Annotated in this window: 22 protein-coding genes and 4 pseudogenes; 14 read left to right on the top strand and 12 right to left on the bottom strand. The window is 53.3% G+C overall.

Going from position 1 to position 23,219, the window contains the following annotated elements; all coding sequences use genetic code 11:
- Window positions 1–9 precede the first annotated feature (9 nt).
- The 3 genes and pseudogenes from DWZ82_RS16085 to DWZ82_RS10725 form a co-directional block, all read right to left on the bottom strand.
- Entirely contained in the window at window positions 10–168 is a 159-nt protein-coding gene (locus DWZ82_RS16085; protein WP_442861232.1) for a hypothetical protein, read from the bottom strand.
- A complete protein-coding gene (locus DWZ82_RS16080) occupies window positions 168–506 on the bottom strand; it encodes a hypothetical protein (protein WP_442861231.1) in 339 nt (112 codons plus the stop codon). Before DWZ82_RS16080 ends, DWZ82_RS16085 begins: the two co-directional genes overlap by 1 nt.
- Window positions 503–901, bottom strand: a pseudogene (locus tag DWZ82_RS10725) (response regulator transcription factor); the annotation flags it as partial. The gene DWZ82_RS16080 and the pseudogene DWZ82_RS10725, both read right to left, overlap by 4 nt.
- 181 nt (window positions 902–1,082) lie before the next feature.
- On the opposite strand from DWZ82_RS10725, the gene DWZ82_RS15390 reads away from it, so the two are divergent.
- The 8 genes and pseudogenes from DWZ82_RS15390 to DWZ82_RS10685 all read left to right on the top strand — a co-directional run bounded on the left by DWZ82_RS15390 (window position 1,083) and on the right by DWZ82_RS10685 (window position 7,920).
- The gene (locus DWZ82_RS15390) at window positions 1,083–1,229 is read left to right on the top strand and encodes a CD1871A family CXXC motif-containing protein (RefSeq protein ID WP_199667471.1); all 147 of its coding nucleotides are present in this window, start codon (window positions 1,083–1,085) and stop codon (window positions 1,227–1,229) included.
- Window positions 1,230–1,254: 25 nt separating this feature from the next.
- Window positions 1,255–2,117 (top strand): annotated as a pseudogene (locus DWZ82_RS10720) (4Fe-4S binding protein).
- Window positions 2,114–3,073: a TlpA disulfide reductase family protein gene (locus tag DWZ82_RS10715; RefSeq protein ID WP_118480761.1), complete on the top strand. Its 960-nt coding sequence runs from the start codon at window positions 2,114–2,116 to the stop codon at window positions 3,071–3,073. The pseudogene DWZ82_RS10720 and the gene DWZ82_RS10715 overlap by 4 nt, the downstream one beginning before the upstream one ends.
- Window positions 3,074–3,323: 250 nt before the next feature.
- Window positions 3,324–4,289, top strand: a complete 966-nt coding sequence (gene msrB / locus DWZ82_RS10710) for a peptide-methionine (R)-S-oxide reductase MsrB (protein ID WP_442861235.1) — start codon at window positions 3,324–3,326, stop codon at window positions 4,287–4,289.
- A 138-nt stretch (window positions 4,290–4,427) separates the two neighbouring features.
- The gene (locus tag DWZ82_RS10705; protein ID WP_118480757.1) at window positions 4,428–5,075 is read left to right on the top strand and encodes a YcxB family protein; all 648 of its coding nucleotides are present in this window, start codon (window positions 4,428–4,430) and stop codon (window positions 5,073–5,075) included.
- Window positions 5,076–5,799: 724 nt separating this feature from the next.
- Window positions 5,800–6,966, top strand: a complete 1,167-nt coding sequence (locus tag DWZ82_RS10690) for a KilA-N domain-containing protein (RefSeq protein ID WP_442861230.1) — start codon at window positions 5,800–5,802, stop codon at window positions 6,964–6,966.
- Window positions 6,967–7,217: 251 nt separating this feature from the next.
- The gene (locus DWZ82_RS15190; RefSeq protein WP_158575203.1) at window positions 7,218–7,355 is read left to right on the top strand and encodes a hypothetical protein; all 138 of its coding nucleotides are present in this window, start codon (window positions 7,218–7,220) and stop codon (window positions 7,353–7,355) included.
- 97 nt (window positions 7,356–7,452) lie between these two features.
- Entirely contained in the window at window positions 7,453–7,920 is a 468-nt protein-coding gene (locus DWZ82_RS10685; protein WP_243022942.1) for a transposase, read from the top strand.
- 181 nt (window positions 7,921–8,101) lie between these two features.
- Here DWZ82_RS10685 and DWZ82_RS10680 read toward each other — a convergent pair whose 3' ends face one another.
- The 6 genes from DWZ82_RS10680 to DWZ82_RS10655 all read right to left on the bottom strand — a co-directional run bounded on the left by DWZ82_RS10680 (window position 8,102) and on the right by DWZ82_RS10655 (window position 12,681).
- Entirely contained in the window at window positions 8,102–8,731 is a 630-nt protein-coding gene (locus tag DWZ82_RS10680) for a hypothetical protein (protein ID WP_118480749.1), read from the bottom strand.
- The gene (locus DWZ82_RS10675; protein WP_199667469.1) at window positions 8,728–9,579 is read right to left on the bottom strand and encodes a metal ABC transporter permease; all 852 of its coding nucleotides are present in this window, start codon (window positions 9,577–9,579) and stop codon (window positions 8,728–8,730) included. The genes DWZ82_RS10680 and DWZ82_RS10675 overlap by 4 nt, the downstream gene beginning before the upstream one ends.
- Window positions 9,576–10,289: a metal ABC transporter ATP-binding protein gene (locus DWZ82_RS10670; RefSeq protein ID WP_118480747.1), complete on the bottom strand. Its 714-nt coding sequence runs from the start codon at window positions 10,287–10,289 to the stop codon at window positions 9,576–9,578. Before DWZ82_RS10670 ends, DWZ82_RS10675 begins: the two co-directional genes overlap by 4 nt.
- A gap of 12 nt (window positions 10,290–10,301) precedes the next feature.
- Window positions 10,302–11,840, bottom strand: a complete 1,539-nt coding sequence (locus DWZ82_RS10665; protein WP_118480745.1) for a metal ABC transporter solute-binding protein, Zn/Mn family — start codon at window positions 11,838–11,840, stop codon at window positions 10,302–10,304.
- Window positions 11,841–11,966: 126 nt separating this feature from the next.
- A complete protein-coding gene (locus tag DWZ82_RS10660) occupies window positions 11,967–12,263 on the bottom strand; it encodes a hypothetical protein (protein ID WP_118480743.1) in 297 nt (98 codons plus the stop codon).
- 22 nt (window positions 12,264–12,285) lie between these two features.
- Window positions 12,286–12,681 (bottom strand): Fur family transcriptional regulator, encoded by a 396-nt coding sequence (locus tag DWZ82_RS10655; RefSeq protein WP_118480741.1) that lies wholly within the window; start codon window positions 12,679–12,681, stop codon window positions 12,286–12,288.
- A gap of 185 nt (window positions 12,682–12,866) precedes the next feature.
- On the opposite strand from DWZ82_RS10655, the pseudogene DWZ82_RS15665 reads away from it, so the two are divergent.
- From DWZ82_RS15665 to DWZ82_RS10635, 4 genes and pseudogenes are all read left to right on the top strand, one after another.
- Window positions 12,867–12,986: pseudogene (locus DWZ82_RS15665) on the top strand (RNase III inhibitor); the annotation flags it as partial.
- Window positions 12,974–13,237, top strand: a pseudogene (locus tag DWZ82_RS10645) (tyrosine-type recombinase/integrase); the annotation flags it as partial. The pseudogenes DWZ82_RS15665 and DWZ82_RS10645, both read left to right, overlap by 13 nt.
- A 605-nt stretch (window positions 13,238–13,842) precedes the next feature.
- Window positions 13,843–15,048, top strand: a complete 1,206-nt coding sequence (locus tag DWZ82_RS10640) for an FprA family A-type flavoprotein (protein WP_118480739.1) — start codon at window positions 13,843–13,845, stop codon at window positions 15,046–15,048.
- A gap of 588 nt (window positions 15,049–15,636) precedes the next feature.
- A complete protein-coding gene (locus DWZ82_RS10635) occupies window positions 15,637–16,917 on the top strand; it encodes a glycosyltransferase family 2 protein (protein WP_192924414.1) in 1,281 nt (426 codons plus the stop codon).
- 484 nt (window positions 16,918–17,401) lie between these two features.
- Here the strand turns inward: DWZ82_RS10635 and DWZ82_RS15870 are convergent, their stop codons facing one another.
- Window positions 17,402–18,124 carry a 3D domain-containing protein gene (locus tag DWZ82_RS15870; protein WP_118480737.1) on the bottom strand — a complete coding sequence of 241 codons (723 nt, stop codon included), beginning with the start codon at window positions 18,122–18,124 and terminating at the stop codon, window positions 17,402–17,404.
- A 654-nt stretch (window positions 18,125–18,778) separates the two neighbouring features.
- Here DWZ82_RS15870 and DWZ82_RS10625 point away from each other — a divergent pair.
- Complete coding sequence (locus tag DWZ82_RS10625; protein ID WP_118480735.1) at window positions 18,779–20,437, top strand: ribonuclease J; 1,659 nt, start codon at window positions 18,779–18,781, stop codon at window positions 20,435–20,437.
- 64 nt (window positions 20,438–20,501) lie between these two features.
- Here the strand turns inward: DWZ82_RS10625 and DWZ82_RS10620 are convergent, their stop codons facing one another.
- On the bottom strand, window positions 20,502–21,038 hold the full coding sequence (locus tag DWZ82_RS10620; protein WP_116704867.1) for a hypothetical protein: 537 nt from the start codon (window positions 21,036–21,038) through the stop codon (window positions 20,502–20,504).
- A gap of 38 nt (window positions 21,039–21,076) precedes the next feature.
- Complete coding sequence (locus DWZ82_RS15185) at window positions 21,077–22,069, bottom strand: biotin--[acetyl-CoA-carboxylase] ligase (protein WP_158575201.1); 993 nt, start codon at window positions 22,067–22,069, stop codon at window positions 21,077–21,079.
- Window positions 22,070–22,177: 108 nt separating this feature from the next.
- Between DWZ82_RS15185 and DWZ82_RS15180 the strand changes: the two genes are divergently transcribed.
- Window positions 22,178–22,975, top strand: a complete 798-nt coding sequence (locus tag DWZ82_RS15180; RefSeq protein ID WP_158575199.1) for a YlmH family RNA-binding protein — start codon at window positions 22,178–22,180, stop codon at window positions 22,973–22,975.
- Window positions 22,976–23,219: the final 244 nt, after the last annotated feature.

The raw sequence follows: 23,219 nt of genomic DNA, 5'->3' as shown, positions 1-23,219 counted from the left end.
GAGAAAGCCTCAGTCCCGCGCCACCTGCCGCAGATTGCTCATCTCCAGAAGTGTCCTGGTCATCTGTATCAGCCGTTCCGTCTGCTCACGCAAAAGCGTGAGGAACTCCGCCGTCTCCGGTCGCACATCGGGATGCTCTGCGGAGAAAAGCTCCAGCTGCGCCTGCATCAGCGCCAGCGGCGTGCGCAGCTCGTGGGCGGCGTTGCCGGTGAACTGCCGCTGAGCAGCGTTACCGCCGCCGTGATGTACCAGTTGGTGGTGCGGAAGCGCCCCTGCACACCATCGACGACGATGGTCAACTCCTCGTTGGGCGCTATGAGCTGCGGGTCAAAGCTCGCCGCTCCGCCATCATTCAGGATCACCGTGCCGCCCTGTAAACTGTCCGCAATGGTGTCCATATAGTACACACCGGAGGAGCACAGCAGTAAATTCATGGCCACGCAGGTGATGCCGATGAGCAGGACGGTCATCAGCGTGATGCGCCACTGCAGGGAAAGCCGCCTCATTCCTCCTCGCCTCCCATCAGATAGCCCTCGCCGATGCGGTTGCGGATGGGGTCATAGCCCAGCACGGCGCGGAGCTTTCTGCGCAGGGCGGAGATGCGGACGCGAATGGAATTGCTGAAGCTGTCCACGCTATTGTCCCAAACGTGATCCATCAGCTCCTCCTGACTTACTGGCCTTCCTTGATGCACCATCAGGTATTCGAGTATCCCTGTTTCCTTGCGAGTCAGCGTCAGCGTCTGCCCGTTGACGGCGGCGGTACGGGAGTGGGTGTCAAAGGTCAGGCCTCCGCAGCTTAGCAGCACATCCTGCTGGGTGAACTGCCGCAATGTCAGGCTGCGGATGCGGGCCTCCAGCTCTGCCAAGTGGAAAGGCTTTGCCAGATAGTCGTTCGCCCCGGGCGCGTTCATCTTCAATTACTAAAAGGTGCATAAGAGCCCTACTTTTTATTTCTTCGTTTTTGTGTTGCTTTCATTATAGAAAAAACAGATAAGAGTTGCCTTAAGTTTTCGTTCTTAACAGAGACTTTAACTCTCCCGCGCTATAATGGGGGTAGAAAATCGGAAAGGGTGATGAAAAATGAGCTGCGGGAAAAAGGCCGTGGCGCAGATTGCGCTGCTGATAACCGGAATCGTCATGCTGTGCTTTGGTGTCTGGCGGGGCGAGGCGGCGACGGTGCTGAGCAAAGCAATCCAATTATGTCTGGAGTGTGTGGGCATTGGGTAAAAAGTTTTCAAGCGTTTCACAGACCATGTCCCGCTTCCGGGGCTGGATTCAGGCGGGGGCGACGCTGCTGACCAACCTGCATCTGCCGAATTTCCTCAAGGGCAGACTGTATCAGGGGGCAGGGAAGACCGTCTGCGTGCCGGGGCTGAACTGCTACTCCTGTCCGGCTGCCCCATTGGGGCGTTTCAGGCAGTGGTGGGCTCGTCCAAGTTCAGCTTCTCCTACTATATCACAGGCTTTCTCATTCTGCTGGGCGTGCTGCTGGGGCGCTTTATCTGCGGCTTTCTATGCCCCTTCGGCTGGTTTCAGGAGCTGCTGCATAAAATCCCGACAAAGAAGTTCTCCACAAAGAGGCTGAAGCCGCTGACATACCTGAAATACGCTGTCCTGCTGGTGATGGTCATTCTCCTGCCGGCGTTCCTTGTGAACGATGTTGGCATGGGAGACCCGTTCTTCTGCAAATACCTCTGCCCCCAAGGCGTGCTGGAGGGAGCCATCCCGCTGTCCCTTGCCAATTCCGGCATCCGGGCGGCGCTGGGCAAGCTGTTTACATGGAAATTCAGCATCCTGCTGTCGGTGATTGCGCTGAGTGTACTGTTCTACCGACCGTTCTGCAAGTGGCTCTGCCCGCTGGGCGCGTTCTACGCGCTGTTCAACCGGGTGTCCCTCTTCCAGATGAAGGTGGATAAGAATAAGTGCGTCTCCTGCGGGAAATGCGCCAGAGCCTGCAAGATGGATGTGGATGTGACGAAAACGCCCAACCATACCGAGTGCATCCGCTGCGGAATGTGCATCCGCGCCTGCCCGACGAACGCCGTGAGCTTCCGCTACGGCTTCGGCAACGGGAAAGAAACAACAAAGAAAATAACGATGGAGGAATCAAAATGAACAGAAAGAGAATTTTTACACTGGCTTTTGCTGTGCTGATGTTGCTGGCCTTGGCGGCCTGCGGTACGAAGAACAATGACAAGATGGGCGACATGAGCGGCAACGGCTCTGCCATGACTGGCGAAGCGAAAAATGCCGAGGAAGCGCTCGCCATGCACAAGGAACTCATGGCACAGGAGAACGCGCTCCTGTCGGAAAAAACCGAGCTCTGGGAGAAGGTGTTCATGGCGGCCGATAAGGGCATGACCATGCAGGAGGACGGCAAAAACTACGGCGACTTCTTGCTCAAGACCATCGAGGACGCCAAGGAAGAGTTCAGCGATGAGGAGTATGAGTGGCTGAAGGAGTCAGCCACGGAGATCAGCAATATTGAAAACAAGTTAACTGAGTTGGAAGAGAAGTATCCTGAGATTATGCAGAAATCCATGGACGGCGATATGAGCGTGCCCGCGGGCAGCGACACGAGCAACCCTCCCGACGACGGCAGTATGCAGAAATTCCCCGTCTTTGATGGCAAGGATCTGGATGGCAACACGGTGAAGAGCGACGAGCTGTTCTCCGCCAACGCCGTCACCGTGGTGAATTTCTGGTTCACCACCTGCAATCCCTGCGTGGGTGAGCTTGGCGAGCTGGACGCGCTGAACAAGGAACTGGCGAAGAAGGGCGGCGCGCTCATCGGCGTCAACACCTTCACGCTGGACGGCGACGAGAAGGCCATTGCCGAGGCGAAGGATGTGCTTGCCAAGAAGGGTGCCACCTATCAGAATGTGTATTTTGACTCCGACGGTGAGGCGGGAAAGTTTACCACCAACATCTTTGCCTATCCCACCACCTATGTGGTCGACCGCAGCGGCAACATCGTGGGTGAACCCATCGTAGGTGCCATCACGGAAAAGAAGCAGTCGGAGACGCTGCAAAAACTCATCGACCAGGCTCTTGCCGCCGATATGGGCTGACCTGAGATTTAAAAAAGTGCCTGCTGCGCGCCATTGCATTGCCCTCGGCGGGCAAGGGGCGGAGTGAGTCCTGATTCCACTGAAAGGAGGAAACGCGATGTATCGAAGCTTATTGGCACTGCTTTTCGCAGCAGTGCTGCTGCTCAGTGGCTGCGCCGCCGGGCGGCAGACTGTGCCGAAGGAAAAGAGCGGACAGGAAGCAAACATGGACGGCCCGGCTTTTGACCGGTCTGACGAGGAGATCACCTATATGGATACCACAGACAATGTCATCTATCTGGCGGGCGGCTGCTTCTGGGGCATGGAACAGCTGATGCAGTCCATCCCCGGCGTCATCGACGCCGAGAGCGGCTACGCCAACGGCACCTGCGAGGCGGATGCCGATTACAAGACCGTCTGCAAGGGAGAGACCGGCTTTCGGGAGACCGTGCGGGTAGAATACGACCCCGAGCAGGTGAGCCTCGACGCGCTGCTGATGGCGTACTTCTATGTCATCGACCCCACGGTACAAAACCGGCAGGGCAACGACCGGGGCAGCCAGTACCAGACCGGTGTCTACTTCACCAACGAAAGCGCGAGAGAAACGGTGAAGCGCATCGCGGAGATCGAGCGCGGCCGCAGCGAGAAATTCTTCGTGGAGATCGGCCCGCTCAAAAACTACTATCCCGCCGAGGAATATCACCAGAACTACCTCGAAAAGAATCCGGACGGCTACTGCCACATCCCGCGCGCGGAGATGGATCTCTTTTCCCGGCTGCGCATCGACCCGGGCGACTATCAGAAGCCCGCGGCGGAGTCCATCCGGGACAAGCTGACGGCGGAGCAGTACCGTGTTACGCAGGAGAGCGGCACAGAGCGCGCTTTCACGGGCGAGTTCTGGGACAAGTTTGAAAAGGGCATCTATGTGGATGTCGTCACCGGTGAGCCGCTCTTTTCCTCCACGGATAAGTACGAAAGCGGCTGCGGCTGGCCTGCTTTCACAAAGCCCATCGAGGGCCCTGCCGTAGTGGAAAAAGAGGATCTGAGCCACGGCATGCGCCGCACAGAGGTCAGAAGCCGCGCCGGAGATTCTCACCTTGGTCATGTGTTCACCGGCGATCCGGAATCCCCCAATGGCGTGCGCTACTGCATCAACAGTGCGGCTCTGCGCTTCGTCCCCTATGAAAAAATGGAGGCCGAGGGCTACGGATATCTGCTGCATCTGTTTGAAAAATAGGATGCAAGCGGTCGGCAATTCTTATGCAAAGTACCATCAGCACATCACAGCATATCGGACTGCCGCCGGGCAGTCCGATATGCTGTGAATGGATTTTCCGGCACTCTCAATGAGCTGATTTCGAAACGGAGAAGCACCATGTATCTTTTTCAAATAAGCAACTACGATGACCCTGCTGTGGACAGAGAAACCGTAGAGCTGCTGCACCAGTGTTTGGAAGCTGAAAGCCGGCGGCGCTGCCCTGCTATGTGGAATGCGATAGACCGCATCAGAACTCACGCCGCGAAAGGCCCGGCGCGCGAAAAGCGGACGGTGCGCTACCGCATTTATGGCGTGTTCCTGCTGGCTCTGGGCCTTTTGACGCTGATTCTTGGTTTGATGCCGCCAAAAACCACCGCGGGAATCATTGTGGGCGGAGCCGTGATCATTGCAGGTTTGCTGGAGTTTGCCCTTGCTCGCGGAAGAACGCCGCCGCGCATGCCGGCATCCTGCAAAAAGGAGGCGTGGAAAGCGCTGAAGCTGCGGCGGGCCGTTGATTGGGAAAAATTCAAAACCATTATCCGCTTCGAGGATGCCGGTGTAACGATCTGCGCAGAGGAGAAGGAAGAACATCTCTCTTATACACGGATAAAGAGCGTCTTTGAATCATTGCATTTGTGGCTTGTGGTCTGCGACGATGAACGCGCGCTGCTGCTTCAGAAAAAGGACCTGAGGTCCGGGAACGCAGACAGCTTCCTCTCTGACATCATTTCAAAAATGAACACAGGAGCAGATGCATCCGGCTGAACATGGCAGCTATGTGACGTCACCAGCCCGTTTGTCCCAGTGGGACTTCAACTATGGTCCAGCTATCGACGGAAGCGCACAAATGAGCGATTTCCAGAAGGATGATCGGAGGCAGATGAATAAGCGAGGGATAGCTTTTATAGTAGTAGATATCAGGGCTGTTGTCAGCAAAATGTAGGGACAAGAGGCCAATCGGTAGGCAACGAACATGGGAGTCGAAGCAGCATTCTATACCCGCCTAAGAAATAACCGGCAGGCATTCGACCACTGAGAAAACACCATCTGATACATCCCCCTGTTCAGAACTTCTGAACAGCCATCCATGTCGAAAGCGGAGAGACTGCGATACAGCAATCTCTCCGCTTTTCTGTCGTGATCTTCTGCTTTGAGCGCAGAGGCCGAACCTGCACGATAATGAAAAACATGGCTCCAAGCCGGAACAGGCGGTTCTTATGAGGTATCCTCACATCCGCGGCACTGTCGATGCTGTCCAAAGGCAGCCCACCCTCATTCCTCTAAGGACGGGCATCGGATGCCCTGACTTTTTGCGTCCTTTTGAGGATACCCCGCCTCCGTCCACCATCGTTACCCACAAATATCCTTATGCCCACAGCGGTGTCGCTGTGGGCTTTTTTGCGCTCTGTGCGCAACCCCGCTGCCGCGGCCCACCACCCGTTTCCGAGATTTGCAGCCAACCAAATTTCAGAATACGGAGGAAGCATATATGGGCTTTAATTACGCGGCTGAAAAGAAGAAGTTTGAAACGCTGTGGGCAAGACTCCGGCGTGAGTATCGAGCGGCAGGGATGTCCGATACCGCCATCCAGAAGATGCATGACTTCGATTGGGAGGTTTTCAAACAGGAGAGGATATACCGCCTTCATACGCAGAACATGGGCATCGGCATCTTTGACGAGCCTTCCACCGAGCAGGAGGACAAGTCCGCATTGATGAAAAAGTTTTTGGAATCGGTCAGCCACTGGGACGATTACACAACAGCGTCAAGGTACGGCTGGATCGAAGAAGTCGATGATCCGTCGATCTACAAGCAGCTTCAAGCATTGAGAAAGGCGGATCTTGAGCTCTTGACACTCATTGTAGTGGATGGGTTTTCTCAAACGGAGATTGCGCGCTATAAGAGCGATGCACCAGATAATGTAATCAAAAACTGGATGCGTAACCGTGACACGATTGAATTTCTTGGGCTGTGGGAACAGCTCAACAACCCAGAATTTAAACCCGTCGAATTCGACGGGTTTAGAACGCAGGCTGGATCAAATGCCTTCACCATGTCTCCGGAGAAGTGGATCGGAGGTACCGGAGCGGTCGGCATCATCTCTAAGGCCGGGCGCTACGGTGGAACATTTGCGCAGAAAGATATTGCGTTTGAATTCGCTTCTTGGATCTCTGCAGAATTCAAGCTATATATCATCAAGGACTATCAGCGCCTGAAGAATGACGAAAATAGCCGTCTTGCGCTGGGATGGAACTTGAATCGGACACTTGCAAAAATCAATTACCGTATCCACACGGATGCAATCAAAGATGTACTGATCCCGCCGGATGTGACCCCACAGCGTCAGTGCTTTACCTACGCCGATGAAGCAGATGTGCTGAATGTTGCACTGTTCGGCATCACGGCAAAGGAATGGCACCAGACACACCCGGATTCCAAAGGAAATATTCGGGATGAAGCAAGCCTGCAACAATTGATCGTTCTTGCTAATCTTGAAAGCATCAATGCGGAGTTGATTCGCCAAGGAATCCCCCAGAGTGAGAGACTGCTCCGGTTGAACGCCAGCGCAAAGCAGATGATGCAGTCCCTTGTAGGAGATCATCGCATTGACGAATTTAGAACATATGGTGAACTGCCGAATAAGAAAAGCAAATAAGCCCTAAGTATATATATTAAAACTAAGGCAACACCGCACAATTAAAGCGGCGGTGCTTTGCGGAAATTTTGTGCCCTGACTTTGTTGCAGTTTCACGGTAATACATCAAGTATTACCGCAAAACTGCGCCTCGTCAGTACGCAAAATTTACTCGCAAATCACTCTTGTTCAATTATGCGGTATTGCCCTAAGTTTATCATCCGCAACATGCATAGAAATCTCTACTCTGTAACACATTGGGAGGCCTCATTATGGAATTTGACCGTGAAGTATTTGATCTTATGCCATCTGGAAACAAAACCTTCAACCTGATTGGCCTAAAAATGCCGAGCGATAAGGATATACAGCCTGTCGAAAAAGGTCACCTACGGGTGGCCTTTTTCTGGTAAAATGGTTCGAAAAATGGAATAATAAGTACGGGTGATAAACGTGCTAACGAAAAATATTGAAAACAGAAATCAAGTTGAGTTTGTAAGTTTGGAACAGATGGTTCCTCAGGACCATCTGCTGCGTCAGATCGATGCAGCGATCGACTTTAATAAGGTGTATGAATTTGTTGAGGATTTGTGCTGCAAAGACAATGGGCGTCCCAGCATTGATCCTGTTGTTCTGTTCAAAATTGTGCTGCTTCAACATATCTACGGCATTCGTTCTCTGCGCCGAACACTGGAAGAGATTAGGATGAATATGGCGTATCGGTGGTTTATTGGATATCCGCTGAACGAGCAGGTTCCGCATTTTTCAACGGTGAGCTATAACTTCAAACACCGTTTTAATACCGCATCGGTAGAGTATATTTTTCGCTCGCTGGGGCGTGTGTATATTTGCGGTCGTGCAAAAATCCCACAAAACCGCAAAGTCGATAGGTGGGTATTTCGATGCAGAGTATGTTCGACACTGTGGAAACTGAAAATCAGCTTGTATTCGCAGAAAAGTTACATTTTAGGGCGATAACCGCCGGGTGATTGTAAAGCGCTATTCAATACCACCCGGCTCGCTCGATGCAGGAAGCCACGCATCGGATATATTCTGTACTGACGAGCATAATATAGCAAAACAGACAGCTTTCGTCAACCGTTGCGCAGAAATGCGGCTTCGGTGGAAAGCTGCCTATTTTTTGCTAGATACGATTTTCTTACTCGGTTATCTCTGCATCGACCAGATGGCAGTCCATATATCCGTTTTCTTCGTAGGTCTGGAATGTGCCAACGACCGTGATTTCTGTTCCCAGTTCGGGATAGCCGGCAGGATAGCTATGCTCGCCCGCGAGGACGAATTCCAGCCCCTGCGAGCAGCAGGCAGTCGCGTCCATGATGATGCAGACCGTGTACACCGCGCCGGTGTTCGGATTCCCATAGGCCGCAAACTGCCCATTCATTTGGATGCGCTTTCCGACATACCGATCCGGCTCGTACATCATGTTATAGATCTCGGAGTAGACCATCGTGCTGCTGAGCGTAGTCAGATCGACATCCGGTTCGCCGGAGGTCTGTGCCGGTTCATAGTCCGGAAGCGCTTCGGCGGGCTGCGTCTGCTCCGGTTCCGGAACGGATGTTTCCGGTGTAGTTTCATCCGCAGCAGGCTGCTGCTCCGGAATTGCAGTCGGCGGAACGGTCGTTTCGCCTGTGGCATTCGCCATCTGCTCCTGAACGACCTGCTGGGTCGCGCTGCCCTGCTTCGATTTGGACTGGATCTTCTGATCGCCGCAGGCGCAGAGGGAAACCAGATAAAGCGCGACGGCGAGAATAAACAAAGCCTGTTTCATGTGCGGATACCTCCCAATCGGGATATTCCTGAGAAAATCAGAAATGCAAAAATGTCCACGGCCACAATGGTCGAGCCGACCGGCGTTCCAGCTAGGATGGAGATCAGAATGCCCAGTGCGGCGCAGCAGACGGAAAGGACGGCCGCACAGATCGTCACCGCACGGAAGTTTTTGTAGACCCGCATGGCAGACAGCGCCGGGAAAATAACAAGGGCGGATATGAGCAGTGAGCCGACAAGGTTCATTGCCAACACGATCACAACGGCGACCGTTATGGCAATCAGTAAGTTATACAAATCGGCCTTTGTCCCCACAGCCTTTGCAAAGTTTTCATCAAAGGTCACAGCGAAAATTTTGTTGTAGCAAAGAACAAATACCGCCACGACCGCCACCGACAGCACCGCGCACAGCCAGACCTCGCTTTTCGTCAGCATCAGAATAGAGGTCGAGCCGAACAGCGTGCTGCACACATCGCCGGACAAGTTAGAGGATGTGGAGAACAAATTCATCAGCAGATAGCCGATAGCAAGTGCCCCCACCGAGATCATGGCGATGGCGGCGTCGCCCTTGATCTTCGTGTTCTGCCCGGTACGCAGAAGCAGCACGGCGCTGATGATTGTAATGACCATGACCAGCGGCATTTCGTTGGTGATTTGTAGCACAGCGGCAATCGCCATGGCTCCGAACGCCACATGAGAAAGTCCGTCACCGATGAAGGAAAACCGTTTCAGCACCAGCGTTACGCCCAGCAGAGAGGAACAGAGCGCAATCAGCACGCCGACCACCAGCGCATAGAGGACAAAGGGGTACGCCCAATAGAGGGTCAGTTTTTCCAAGATTGCGGTCATTGTTCATCACCGCCTTTCTCTGCGGCAAATAGCCGCCCTTGCGGGCTTTGGAGATACTCTGCCTTTGTTCCGAAGAAAACGGTGTTGCCAATATGCAGAATATGGCTGGCGTATTTGACTGCGGCGGCAATATCGTGAGAAATCATAATAATGGTGATACCGTCCCGATGGTTCAGTTCGTCGATCAGACGATACATTTCCGCTGTCACTTTGGGATCAAGCCCGGAAACAGGCTCGTCCAAGAGCAGCATTTTTTGTGTGGCGCACAGCGCACGGGCAAGCAATACCCGCTGTTGCTGCCCGCCGGACAACTCTCGATAACACCGCTTTGAGAGCTTATCAATCTGCATTTTCCGAATGTTTTCTTCGGCAAGCTGTTTTTCTTCTTTGTTATAAAAGGGGCGGCTGCCGCAGCGCCCCTGACACCCGGAGAGAACGATCTCTCTCACGGATGCAGGGAAATCCTTTTGTACGACGGTCTGCTGCGGCAGGTAGCCGATCTCATTTTTCCTCAGCCCGTCGCCTGTCAAAATTCTGCCGCTGATGGGCGGCTGCAAGCCAAGGATCGTTTTCATAAGTGTACTCTTACCAGAGCCGTTTTCCCCTACGATGCAGAGGTAGTCGCCTGCAAAGACCTCAAAGCTGAGATCTTGCAGAACGGACTTCCCATCATAGCCGACGCGGAGATTTTGACAAGTGAGCTGAGCCATAGACCTACCTCCTTAACCCAATGCTTCTTTCAGCACGGACAGGTTCTTCTCCATCACGGAGAGGTAGGTCGTACCGTTTGCCACATCTTTAGAAGTGGTGGACTGCATGGAATCCATGGTCAGCACCTTTTGATTTTTCTCAGCGGTGTTCTGGACAATGGTTTCGGAAATTTTATGCTGTGCGCCCTCAATAGTCAGAACGCAGGGCAGTTTCGATTCATCCACCTTCTTAGCAAGGAACGAAACGGTCTCAAAGCTGGCTTCCGTTTCGGCGGAGCAGCCCACAAAAGCGGCATAGTAGCTCAGACCGTAATCGTCCACCAGATAGCGGAATGGGAAACGGTCGCCGAACAGAACGGTCTTATAGGTCGCAGCGTCCACGACAGCCTGATATTCACCGTCCAGCGCAGAGAGCTTTTCGATATAGGCAGCGGCGTTGGTAGCGTAGGTGTCCTTATTGTCGGGGTCCAGCTCCTGCAAGGACTTGGAAATGGCATTTACAAGAACCTCCGCGTTTTTCAGAGAAAGCCAAACGTGCTCGTCCTTTTCTTCCTCATGCTCGTGGTCTTCGTCCTCGTCGTGGTCATGCCCTTTCATGTGTTCGCAGATCTCTTCGCCGGTCATGTCAGCCGGGAAGAAGGTAGGCCAGGAGTTTTCGGGATCGACGATCGCGTCGAAGCTCTCGTTGCTCATCCGGATGTGGAAGTGTTCGGCGGCAGCCGGTTCGATCATGTGGTCATTGAACTCAATGTAGACCGGCGCGCCGGAATCCTTGTCCTCCGCCTCAAAGCGATACATGGCCGCCTTCGTGCCGGTAGACCAGTTCTGAATGTAATAGCCGACATACTTGTAGTTAGAGCCGACCTTCTTGCTATCTTCGTAGGTGAACTCGATGTGGTCACCCTCAATATCGATGTTGGCAATGTCCGTTTTGTAGCCGTTCTGATAGTAGGTCTTGTATTCTTCGGCGGTCATTTCGCCTTTCTCTGCCATCGCTGCAAACGCATCATCCAGTGTTCCGTCCGGCACAAAGGGATAGGCAGACTGCCAGTCGCCCGCCCAATCAGACAGGCTTCTGTCCTGAACCTCGTCATCTTCAAAGGTGGAGATTTCCTTGCTGTGGTCATGGTCGTGATCGTGCTCTGTTTCCTGCATACCCTCGACCACTTCTTCGGTCTTGACGCTGTCGCCAAGGACATCCAGCAGGTTGATGACCTTCATGTTCTTGTTGGTGGCATTTTTCAGAGCATTGTCCACCCAGCCGTCGGACTCGCCGCCTACATAGATGAACAGGTCACAGTTGGAGATTTTGACAATGTCATCGGCAGTGGGCTGATAGCTGTGCAGGTCAACGCCGTTATCAAGCAGCATCGTGACTTCGGCGTTATCGGCTTTGTCACCTAAAATCTCACGCACCCAGTCATATTCGGGGAAAATGGTAGTGACAATGCTCAGTTTGTCGGTCTTGTTGGTATCGTTCTGCTTTCCGCAGCCGGCAAGAGCGCCGACGAGCATCAAAAGCGCAAGCAGCAGCGCAGTTATTTTTTTCATAGGGTTTGTTACCTCCAAATCATGATAGGAACTTAAAAATGGGCGCAAAAATACAAGGGTAACAGCAACGCCGCAAAAGTCTATCCGAAAACAGATAGACTACACCCTTGTAAAAAGTTCTTATTTTTAATTTGAAAGTTTGACCTTGAGAGAAACCAGCGTAAAGGTGCGGACAACCTCTGTACAGGAGGGAATGATCCGGCACAGAATATATAGAATCGCCGCTACAGTAGCTGCGGCGGAGCCAGCAAGCCCAATGCTTTTGAACAGGTTTTCGCAGACGTTGATCTGATGGCAGACGGCGCAGTCCACGCCAGTACAGTCATGGTCGGATTCCGCTGCGATATAGGCAAGAGAGGACAGCATAACAAAGGCCAGCACTACGGCCAGCAAGCCCGTCATAAAACGAAATTTCTTTGTCATGGTCTGTCCTCCTTTCCAATCGTTATTTTCCCTTGCAGTCCGAACAAGTTCCATAGAGGATCGTGTAAGTCGTGTCCAATATAAACTGTTCGCTCTGCGCCAAATGCTTTGCAAGCAAAGCTGCGTTACCATCTGCCATGTGAAAGGTCTTGCCGCATTTGATACAGCTCATGTGCAGCGCACCTTTGCAGCTTTCGGCATCAAGGTATTGATAGTAGACCTCGCGCGTGCCGCTCTTGCTGCTCCGACGCACTTTTTCCTCTGTCTCTAACTGTGCAAGGTTTCGATATACGGCGCTCAGGCTGATTTTTTTATCTGCCAAAGCGTCCGCAATTTGCCGTGCGGACAACAGCTCGTCCGGGTGCTGGCTCAAATAGGCAAGCAGAACCTTTCGCTGCCGCGTGCTGTAGCTATGCAAGTCACCGCACCTCCAATTTGCAGTTCATTCGCAAATATTATAATCCAAGAAAGCAAGAAAGTCAATATGCGAGTTGTTCGCAAATTGCAAGTTTTCAATGAACGCAGCTACCGCGAAAATCAAAACCACTTTTACTGTTGCCCAATATGTTTGACTGCATATTTTAGGACTACAATTTCTGGATGTTGGAGTTGCCACTTGTCCAGATGCAGGAGACGCTCGGCAAGGCAGGGTTTACCCTTTCCCATTCGAGCAAATTCGATATTATTGTAGAATATTTTGTCGAACGAGGAAGCATAGAATAAAGCCAAGGCTTGGTGAGCATCAGCCGAACAATCCCAAACTGGTGTATACGATGGACTTCAAGGTGACCCCACACATGCTGCGGCACACCTACATCACCAATCTGATTTACAAAGGTGTTGATCCTAAGACGGTGCAGTATCTGGCAGGCCATGAGAACAGCAAAACGACTATGGACATCTATGCGAAAGTCAAGTATAATAAACTTGAGGAATTGAGCAGCGTTGTGAATGCAGCATTCGGGCTGCGTTAAACTACACCCAAAATTTCGCGATTTCGTGGGTGTGCCTATGGGTTTACTGAGAGAGGGAAGCCCGAAAACCCGAATGAATACTGGACTTTTGGGATCAAGGTCAGGTGAGTACGGTCTCAAAGCAGCTCGTCGCGCTCCGCAGTTCTCCAAGCGCTAATCAATATTTGTGCTTTCAAAGTGCAGAAAACGCAAGTTTTCTGCACTTTTTCTTTGTTTTTGGACAAAACAATATATGCGGAATTGCAATGCAAAACATGAGAAACATGTGCTTTTCTCATCAATAAAACCGTGCTGCAATAGAAGCAGACAAAAAACGAAACAGAGAATGCACATGGCAAAAACAGAACGCTCATTCGATATGCTGCACGGAGCGCTGAACGGCAAACTCCCGGCGAGATTGTCGGCCGGCTGATCAGCCTGTCGCTTGGTCTGTTCATGGTGCTCGGTACCTGCACGCTGCTGCAATCGATCGAAACCTGTATCCCGTCAAAAACCGGCTGTTTCATCGGTCGTTTTTTTGTACGCCGCGACTAACCCTACCACTGGACGAATGCACAAAAATATGCTACAATTCAATATAGATATTTACACGGAGGTGTCGTGCGATGCACAGTACCAGAAAGGTCAAGGATGATCTCATTTATGTTGGCGGCAGCGACCGCCGCCTGAGCCGCTTTGAAAATTTGTTCCCGATTCCCAAGGGGGTATCCTATAACAGCTATGTGCTGTTGGATGAGAAAACCGTGCTGTTTGACACGGCGGACGAGTCCATTAGCCGTCAGTATATCGAAAACGTCGTTCACGCGCTGAACGGCCGTCCGCTGGACTACATGGTCGTTCAGCACATGGAGCCGGATCACTGTGCGATGATCGACGATATGCTGCGCCGCTATCCGGAGGTGAAGATGGTATGCAGCGCCAAGGCGGTCGGCATGTTCGCCCAGTTCTACGGAACGGACGTTGCCGCGCGTGCGCTGGTCGTCAAGGAAGGCGACAAGCTGTCCACGGGCGAGCATACCCTGCATTTTGTCATGGCGCCGATGGTGCACTGGCCGGAGGTCATGGTCACCTACGACGAGAAGGACAAGATCCTGTTCTCTGCTGATGCATTCGGCACATTCGGCGCACTGGCGGGCAACATTTTCGATGACGAGATCACGTTCGACACCACATGGATGAACGATGCCCGCCGTTACTACACCAACATTGTCGGCAAGTACGGCGTACAGGTGCAGACGCTGCTTAAGAAGGCGGCATCGCTCGATATTGAGATGATCTGCCCGCTGCATGGTCCGATCTGGCACAAGGATCTCGGCCTGCTGCTGGAGAAGTACCAGAAGTGGAGCACCTACGAGCCGGAGGACAAGACGGTCATGATCGCCTACGCGACCATGTACGGCAACACCGAGAACGCCGCAAACGTGCTCGCAGGCATGCTGGCCGACAAGGGCGTGAAGAACATCGCGATGTACGACGTTTCCGAGACCGACGTTTCCGAGCTGGTGGCGGAGAGCTTCCGCTGCAGCCATCTGGTGCTCGCTGCGCCGACCTACAACAGCGGCATCCAGCCGAAGATGGAAGCATATCTGTCCGATATCAAGGCGCTTAACCTGCAGAACCGCACGGTTGCCGTCATCGACAACGGCACATGGGCCGCTACTGCGGGCAAGCAGATGATCGGCATGCTCGAGGGCATGAAGAACATGACCATCCTCGAGAACCCGATCTCCATCAAGTCTGCACTGGCAGAGAATCAGCTCGGCGCACTCGAAGCGCTGGCTGACGAGCTGGCAAAGCAGGTAAACGGTTAAGGCAATACCGCATAATTGAACAAGAGCGATTTGCGAGCAAATTTTGTGTACTAACGAGGCGCGGTTTTGCAGTAATACTTAATGTATTACTGTGAAATCGCAACAAAGTCAGGACACAAAATTTCCGCAAAGCGCCGCAGCTTTAATTGTGCGGTGTTGCCTTAATAATTAAATACCGGCGGCTGTCGCAATGCGGCAGCCGTTTTGCTGTATATGCAGGGGAGAGCGGCGAGGAAAAATGCCCTCCCTTCCTTTATAAAATGTATACGAAATTGATGATGTTATAGAGAAAACCCGGATTTGTCCAAGCAAACAGCAGGGAAAAGTGAAAGAGCGTCAGCGGTGCGGGACGAATGCATCTCCAGGTTTACTGTTTTCCACGGAAAGACAGGGCAAAGTGGCATGAAAAAAACGCATGAAAGCACAAAAAATTTGTGCGAACAGTGAAAAATTAAAAATTTTGTGAAATCCGGTTAAAAATATGTTGCATAATGCGTTAATAGTGCTATTATAGTACAAGGGTTGAAACAACCGCCACAATATCTAAAGTATAGAGAAATACATCAGGAGAAGAAACGAGGAATTTTTATGCTTCGGTTTTTGGAGAGCATGCAGTGGGTGCTGTTCATTTTCTTTACTGCGGCGTATGCGTACCAGATCTTTTACCTTCTGGTTGGCTTGTGGGGCAAGCAGCGCGGCGGCGTGGAAAATGCAGAGCTGCACCGTTACGCGGCGATCATTTCAGCACGCAATGAGTCCGCCGTTATCGGCAGACTGATCCGCACCTTGAAGGAGCAGGATTATCCGTCAGAGCTGCTTGATGTCATTGTTGTTGCAGATAACTGCACGGACAATACCGCTGAGGTAGCGCGCAGCGCCGGTGCGATCGTGTACGAGCGATTTAATAAGGTGCAGGTCGGCAAGGGTTACGCGCTGGACTATCTGTTCAAGCGTATTTTCGAGGAGCAGGGTGAGGATGCATACGACGCGTTTTTCGTATTCGATGCGGACAACATCGTAGATCCGCAGTTCGTCCGTGAGATGAACAAGATGTACGATACCGGCGAGTATTCCGCACTGACCAGCTATCGCAATTCGCAGAACTTCTGCGCGAACTGGATCTCCGCAGGCTATGCGCTGTGGTTCCTGCGTGAGTCGCGCTTCCTGAACCGCCCGAGAACCCGTCTGGGTGTCAACTGTGCGGTTTCCGGCACCGGTTTTCTGATTTCGGCTGATGTGCTCCGCGAGGAAGGCGGCTGGAATTATCATCTGCTGACCGAGGATATCGAGTTCTCCATCGCCAGTGCGGTCCGCGGCCGTAAGATCGGCTACTGCGGCAATGCCATCATCTACGATGAGCAGCCGGAGCATTTCCGCCAGTCGTGGGATCAGCGTCTGCGCTGGAGCAAGGGCTTCTATCAGGTGGACGCAAAGTATACCGGCGCACTGCTGCGCGGCTGTACGCGCGGCGGCAAGGCGGGCATGTCCTGCTATGATATGCTGATGACAGTTGCACCGTGCAACCTTGTTACCATCGGCTCGCTGCTGCTGGCCGTACTCCTGTGCGTGACCAGCTTCGCACAGCCGGCATACATTACATACCGCGTTATGCGTATGCTTGGCCGTATTCTGATGCTGACCGTGCGCGGCATTACGTTCAGCCTGTTTGCCTTCGGCGCGGTGACGATGATCGCCGAGTGGAAGCGCATCGCAGGTCCGGCGTGGAAAAAGGTGCTGTATACCTTTACCTTCCCGTTCTTCATGCTCACCTATGTTCCGATCTCGATCGCCGCTCTGGTCGGCAAGGTCGAGTGGAAGCCGATCCAGCATGGCATCGCCAAGGTGCAGGAGGAGCGCGAGAGCGCGTAATTGAATCAAAACAGCCGCAGGGTGTCTGCGGCTGTTTTTTTACCATTTGCAGATGTGTAATTGCAGGGGAGGCCGGTGGTCTCCCTTGTGCCACCAGACCAACGAGTTGCGCGGCACAGGTATCCTCTGGAGGACTCTCTCTTGTCCTTCGGGCAATTCACCGTTCTCTGATTTTCGCTGTGCTGAATAGGAAGGAGGGAACCTTGGTTCTCTTCTTCTTGTGCCCCTGCCGGGGAGGCAGGATTCTCTTGCTTCGCAAGCGAAAACCCTAATTTCTGGAATGATAACGAAAACCCGCTCAAACGCCGCACAATCGACTTTGCAAATTTGCTGTATAGTTTTGAACCGATCCGTCAAAAATCCATCACACGCGATTCTGACGCGAAATACAAAACGAAAACCGATGCCATCCATGTCTGCAACCGTAAAACCGCTCAAACAGGCAGAAAAAAAGAGCCGTGCTTTCGCACAGATCTTCAAAAATTTACTTCAGCAGATATACATTTGCGTACTGCACGCCAAGCTCGTTTGCACGCTCGTGAGTGCTTACTGCAATGTCGATCTTGTTGCCCTTGATCGCTCCGCCGGTGTCCTCAGCGATGAACACGCCGTAGCCCTCGATGAATACGCGGCTGCCGAGCGGAATGACAGACGGGTCAACTGCGATCGTGCGGCCTTCGGTCAGGGTGGTGCCGGTAGCGGTCAGTGCCAGATTGTTGCCGTTGCATTCAACGCACGGATCGTAGAAGGTCAGTTTATAATTGCCAAGCGCAGTTGCATTTGCCTTGATGGCATCGCTTGCCAGATACGTTGTGGAGTAAGCTACCGGACGGGCAGTGGCTGCACTTGCGACCAGCTGGTTGTAAGCGGTCTTGGTTGCAGCGGCCTTGATCTCAGCTTCCTTCTTAGCTGCTTCTTCAGCGGCCTTTTTGGCAGCCTCAGCCTTAGCCTTCTTAGCAGCTTCCTCCTGCGCCTTCTTGGCAGCATCCTGCTGTGCCTTGAGTGCGGAAGCCTTTGCCTTCGCCATAGCCTGCTGTGCGTTGGAGATTTCGGCAGAGGTGAGCACCGTGCCGACAGAATGGTTCAGAGTGGAAGAGAGTACCGCAGTCGGCTGCTCCAGTGCAGCAGCGCCGAAGGTTGCCATCGAGCCTACCGTGAAGGTTGCCGCGAGGAACATGGCAGCATGCTTACGCAGAGAAATAGACATTTGTGTTACGCTCCTAAAAGTCAGGTGAAAACGCAGCGGGAACACTTCCCGCGCCACCGGAAAAACCGATGTTGTTTTCTGGGTTGTTACTGTTTTGTTTACGTTCTGTTTCCGAACTGTAACCAATCATACTGCATCCTCTCCGATTTGTCAAACGGTTTCATAGAATTTTGTGCACATTTCACAGAGTTTATCGCTGGATTTCGTTAATCTGTATGGCATAATTGGGCGAAAATACGGTTTTTTACGGTTAGCCGTGTAAAACGCACATCGGCGGCTTTGTTACAAACCGCAGGGATCGAAAAGGAAGTCTGCCCGGTTTGACCGGTCATTATGCAGGACACGCAGAATGGGTAAAACAGCGGGACACTGTGCATAAATAGTATATAGGTAAATTGGCTGTTTCGACGAAGCCGTACAGAGCGCTTTGGTGACTGGCTCTTTACAATTCTGCTGAGCTGTGGTATATTAAAAATAAGTGTTTGCAGTCCGTGTGGGAATGCGCTGTGCCATTTACAGCGAAAACGGACCGCATCCTTCACATGTGGATAAAGACAGACGGGATCGCATGGTCTGCCTTTTCAGAAAAGCGGAAACGACATCCGCGTACATATAATAAACAACAATCAGATAAAGGAAAGTGATAATACTATTATGAAGGAAAAACTGAAGATCATACCGCTCGGCGGTCTGAACGAGATCGGTAAGAACATGACGGTGATCGAGTACGGCAATGACATCGTAGTTATCGACTGCGGCGTTGCCTTTCCGGATGACGATATGCTGGGTGTTGACCTGGTCATTCCGGATACAACGTACCTCAAGCGCAACCTGAACAAGCTGCGCGGCTATGTGATCACCCACGGACATGAGGACCATATCGGCGCTATTCCGTATGTTCTGCGTGAGTGCAATGCACCGATTTACGCGACCCGACTGACCTGCGGCATCATCGAGACTAAGCTGTCCGAGCATAAGATGCCCCAGAAGGTCAAGATGAACCGCGTGCGCGCCGGTGATACGATTAAGCTCGGCTGCTTCAAGATCGAGTTTATCCACACCAACCACTCCATTGCGGATTCGGTTGCGCTGGCGATCACCACGCCGCTGGGCACCATCCTGCACACGGGTGACTTCAAGATTGACCTGACGCCGGTTTCCGGTGAGATGATCGACCTTGTCCGCATCGGTGAGCTGGGCAAGAAGGGACTGCTTGCGCTGATGAGCGACTCGACCAACGTCGAGCGTCCGGGCTACACGCCGAGTGAGAAAATCGTCGGCAAATCGCTCGAGAAATTTATCATGGAGAGCGATCAGCGCATCATCATTGCAACGTTCGCGTCCAATGTATCGCGTCTGCAGCAGATTCTCGACATTGCCGCCAAGGCAGGACGCAAGGTAGCCGTTTGCGGCCGAAGCATGGAGAAGATCTCCAAGGTTTCGATGGAGCTGGGTTATCTGAAGGATTCCGGCAAGGTCATGATCGACATTTCTGAGATCAAGCGCTACGCGCGCAGCCAGCTGATCATCGTATCCACCGGCTCTCAGGGTGAGACCATGTCCGCGCTGTACCGTATGGCGTACGGCAGCCACAAGCAGGTGGAGGTCAACTCCGGCGACCGTATCCTGATCGCAGCATCCGCTATCCCGGGCAACGAGAAGTCGATCAACAACATGGTCAATGAGCTGTACAAGCAGGGCGCTGAGGTCATTTACGACCGTTCGGCAGCCATCCATGTTTCCGGCCATGCCTGCCAGGAGGATCTTAAGCTGATGCTCGGTCTGTGCAAGCCGAAGTATTTCATTCCCGTACACGGCGAGTACCGCATGCTCGTGCAGCATGCCGGTCTGGCACGCGAGATGGGTGTCAACCCGAAGAACATTCTCGTCAGTGAGATCGGCCGTCCGATCGAGATCAGCGAAAATTCGGCTCGTCTGGGCAATCCCGTGCCGGCCGGTCGTCTGCTGGTAGACGGTCTGGGCATCGGTGATGTCGGCACTGCCGTTCTGCGTGACCGCAAGCATCTGTCCGAGGACGGTCTGCTGGTTATCGTAGTAACCGTGGACGCAACGACCGGCGTCGTTATTGCGGGTCCGGATATCGTATCGCGCGGCTTCGTTTACGTCAAGGAAGCCGAGGCTCTCATGGAGGAGCTGCGTACCATTTCGCAGATGGCGCTCGACCGCTGCTCGGTAGAGAACCTGCGTGACTGGAACAGCCTGAAATCTGCCATCAAGGGCGATGTAAGTGATTACCTGTTCAAGAAGACCAAGCGCAGTCCGATGGTTCTGCCGATCATCATGGAAATCTAAATGTAAGATGGATAAGAAAAGACACCGATTTTTTTCGGTGTCTTTTTTCATATAAGCCCTATCATTAACCTTTATACATGCCGATCTTGCACAGCTCTTTAATCATATCCGGCACGGTCTGACCGGCGATCTCGAGGCGCTCTGCGGCGCCGGGCTTTTCTTCGGAGAACGTATCCCATGCGGTGACAAGATGTCCGGTCGGCTCCATGCCGTATTTTTTCAGCAGGGGAACGAAACGCTTTGCAGTCTCGCTGTAAATGGACAGAACCTTGTACTTCTGTACGAAAAGCTCCTCCTCGGTGGTCAGAGAGCCAATGGCGAATGCCGAAAGACCGTCCTGATACAGCAGCTCGCCGTAGCCGTCTAAAATCATGGTCAGCTGCTTTTTCGTCATGCCGTCCAGATACCAGACCTCATCGCTTTCCGCATCCGGATGGATGGCGAGGAACAGCGGCTCGTCCAGCTCGGCGTAGAACGAATGCACAAAGTCGCTCAGCTTCTCGAAGCTGAGGTTTGCGGTGATGGTGTTGCCGTCCAGCTCGTACTGCTCGGACAGCTTTTCGGGGAACGGAACGGTCACGCCTGCAGCGGTTTGAAACATAGAAATATCTCCTTATATATAATGTATAAAAATGCGGTTTACAGTCGAATGCTGATCTCGCCCGAGGACAGGGCATTCACCTGTCCGTCTGCGGTTTTCACCAGCAGATGTGCATTCTCGTCCAGTCCGACGCACTCGGCTTCGTAGCGGCCTGCCGGACTGCTGACCGTTACCGGACGGTTAATGCAGCACAGCCGTTCGCGGTACTGCTCGAGCAGCTCGGGTTCCTTGCCCTGCTCGAGCAGCATGTACACATCCTCGAAGTGGTTGAGGACAGCGGCGGCCAGTTCGGCTCTGCGGGGCGGCTTGCCGAAGTCGCTGATGGCACCCGCGACCGCCTGTACCTCCTCGGGCCACGCCGGATTGGGATGCAGATTGATGCCGATGCCGACCACAAGCGAGCTTACTGTGCCGGTTTCGCCCTCGATGGTCGCTTCCGTGAGGATGCCGCACAGCTTGCGTCCGTTCATCAGCACGTCGTTCACCCATTTGATCTGCGGCGTGAAGCCTGCGGTCTGCTCAATGGCGCGCACGACCGCGATCGCCGCCGAAATGGTGACGAACGATAGGTGCGACAGCGGCAGTGTCGGATGCAGCAGAATGGTCATGTACACGCCGGTGTCGGCAGGGGAGACGAATGTGCGGCCGAGCCGTCCGCGTCCGCCGGTCTGCTCCTCGGCAAACAGCGTGAAGCCGTGCCTGCGGCCGAGATACTGCTCCTTCATCGTCGTGTTGGACGAGGTAAGCGACGGCTCGACCAGGATTTCGCGTCCGATGACCGCGGTATCGAGCAGTGCGTCAATGCCTGCGGCGGTCAGGCTGTCGTCATCCGAGGCCAGGCGATAGCCTTCTCCGGTCACGGCGTCAATGGCAAGGCCGCTCTCGCGCAGTGCGGCGATCGCCTTGTGCACCGCCGCACGGGATACGCCAAGCTGCTCGGCGAGCCGTCCGCCGGAAAGGCGGGTGCCTCGTGCCTGTTCGAGTGCCTGCAAAACGGCGTCCTTCACGGTCAATTCGATCATCTCCATCATTAAAATGCTAATCTCTATTGTAAACGAAAAAAGAAGATAGTACAATACTATCATGCAAAACAATAGGCGGCATAACGGAAAATCTATGCCGCAATGGAGGAAAATACCTTGAAGACCAAGCAAGAGATCCTGACCGCGCTTGCACACAGCGGCGACGATAAGCTGCTGCTGGCAGGACTGCTCGACAAGGAGCAGACGTGTGAGCAGCGCGGTTATCTGACCCATACCAAGTTCCTCGACCTCAAGCAGCGGGCGCTGTGCACGGATGCGGTGCGCCTTGCCGGAGCGACCGGTCATGCGCTGTTCTGGGGCGGCTATGAGGACGCGGAACGCGGGATCTATCTGTTTTATCCGGATTACATGGATGCCGAGAGCGCAAAGATGTCCGCGCCGCTGGCGCTGCTGCGCGCCCACAAGCGCAGGGAGGACACGCTCACGCACCGCGACTATCTCGGTTCGCTGATGGGACTGCAGATCGACCGTTCGGTGGTCGGTGACATTCTCGTGCACGAGGAAGGCGCAGACATCATCGTGCTCGAGGACATGGCGGAGTTCATCCTCATGCACTTCGCCAAAGCGGGCCGCAAGCAGCTTTCGCTGACGCGCGAGGATCTCAGCGACCTGAAGCATGCGGCAGTCGAGGAAAAACGGGGGACCGGTTCGGTGGCGTCGCCCAGACTGGACAGCGTAGCCGCTCTGATTTTTGGTCTGCCGCGCAAGGACGCACAGGCGCGGATCGAGAAGGGACTGGTGTTCGTCAACAACACACCCTGCATGAAGCCGGAGCACCAGATTACGGAAGGCGACCGTCTGACTGTGCGCGGCGTCGGCCGTGCGCGCGTGGAGGCGTTCGGCGGTATGAGCCGTAAAGGACGAATTTTTCTCGAATATGTCCGAAATGCGTAAACATTGGCAGAATGTGTCCGGCAAAGCCTGTTGTCAAGCGGGTTTGTCTATGTTATACTTTAGGCAATACCAAACGATTAAAGCTGCGGCGCTTTACGGAAATTTTGTGTCCTGATGTCGTTGTGATTTTTTGCAATACCTCGTATTGCTGCAAAACCACACCTAATCAGTACGCAAAATTTGCTCGTAAATCGCTCTTGTTCAATCATTTGGTATTGCCTGTAACCCACATACGAGGTGTATC

This window comes from Butyricicoccus sp. AF35-5AC (assembly GCF_003477715.1).
Classification (GTDB): Bacteria; Bacillota; Clostridia; order Oscillospirales; family Butyricicoccaceae; genus Agathobaculum; species Agathobaculum butyriciproducens.
The sequence above is the reverse complement of the archived record's forward strand: the minus strand, read 5'-3'. Positions and strand labels throughout refer to the sequence as shown.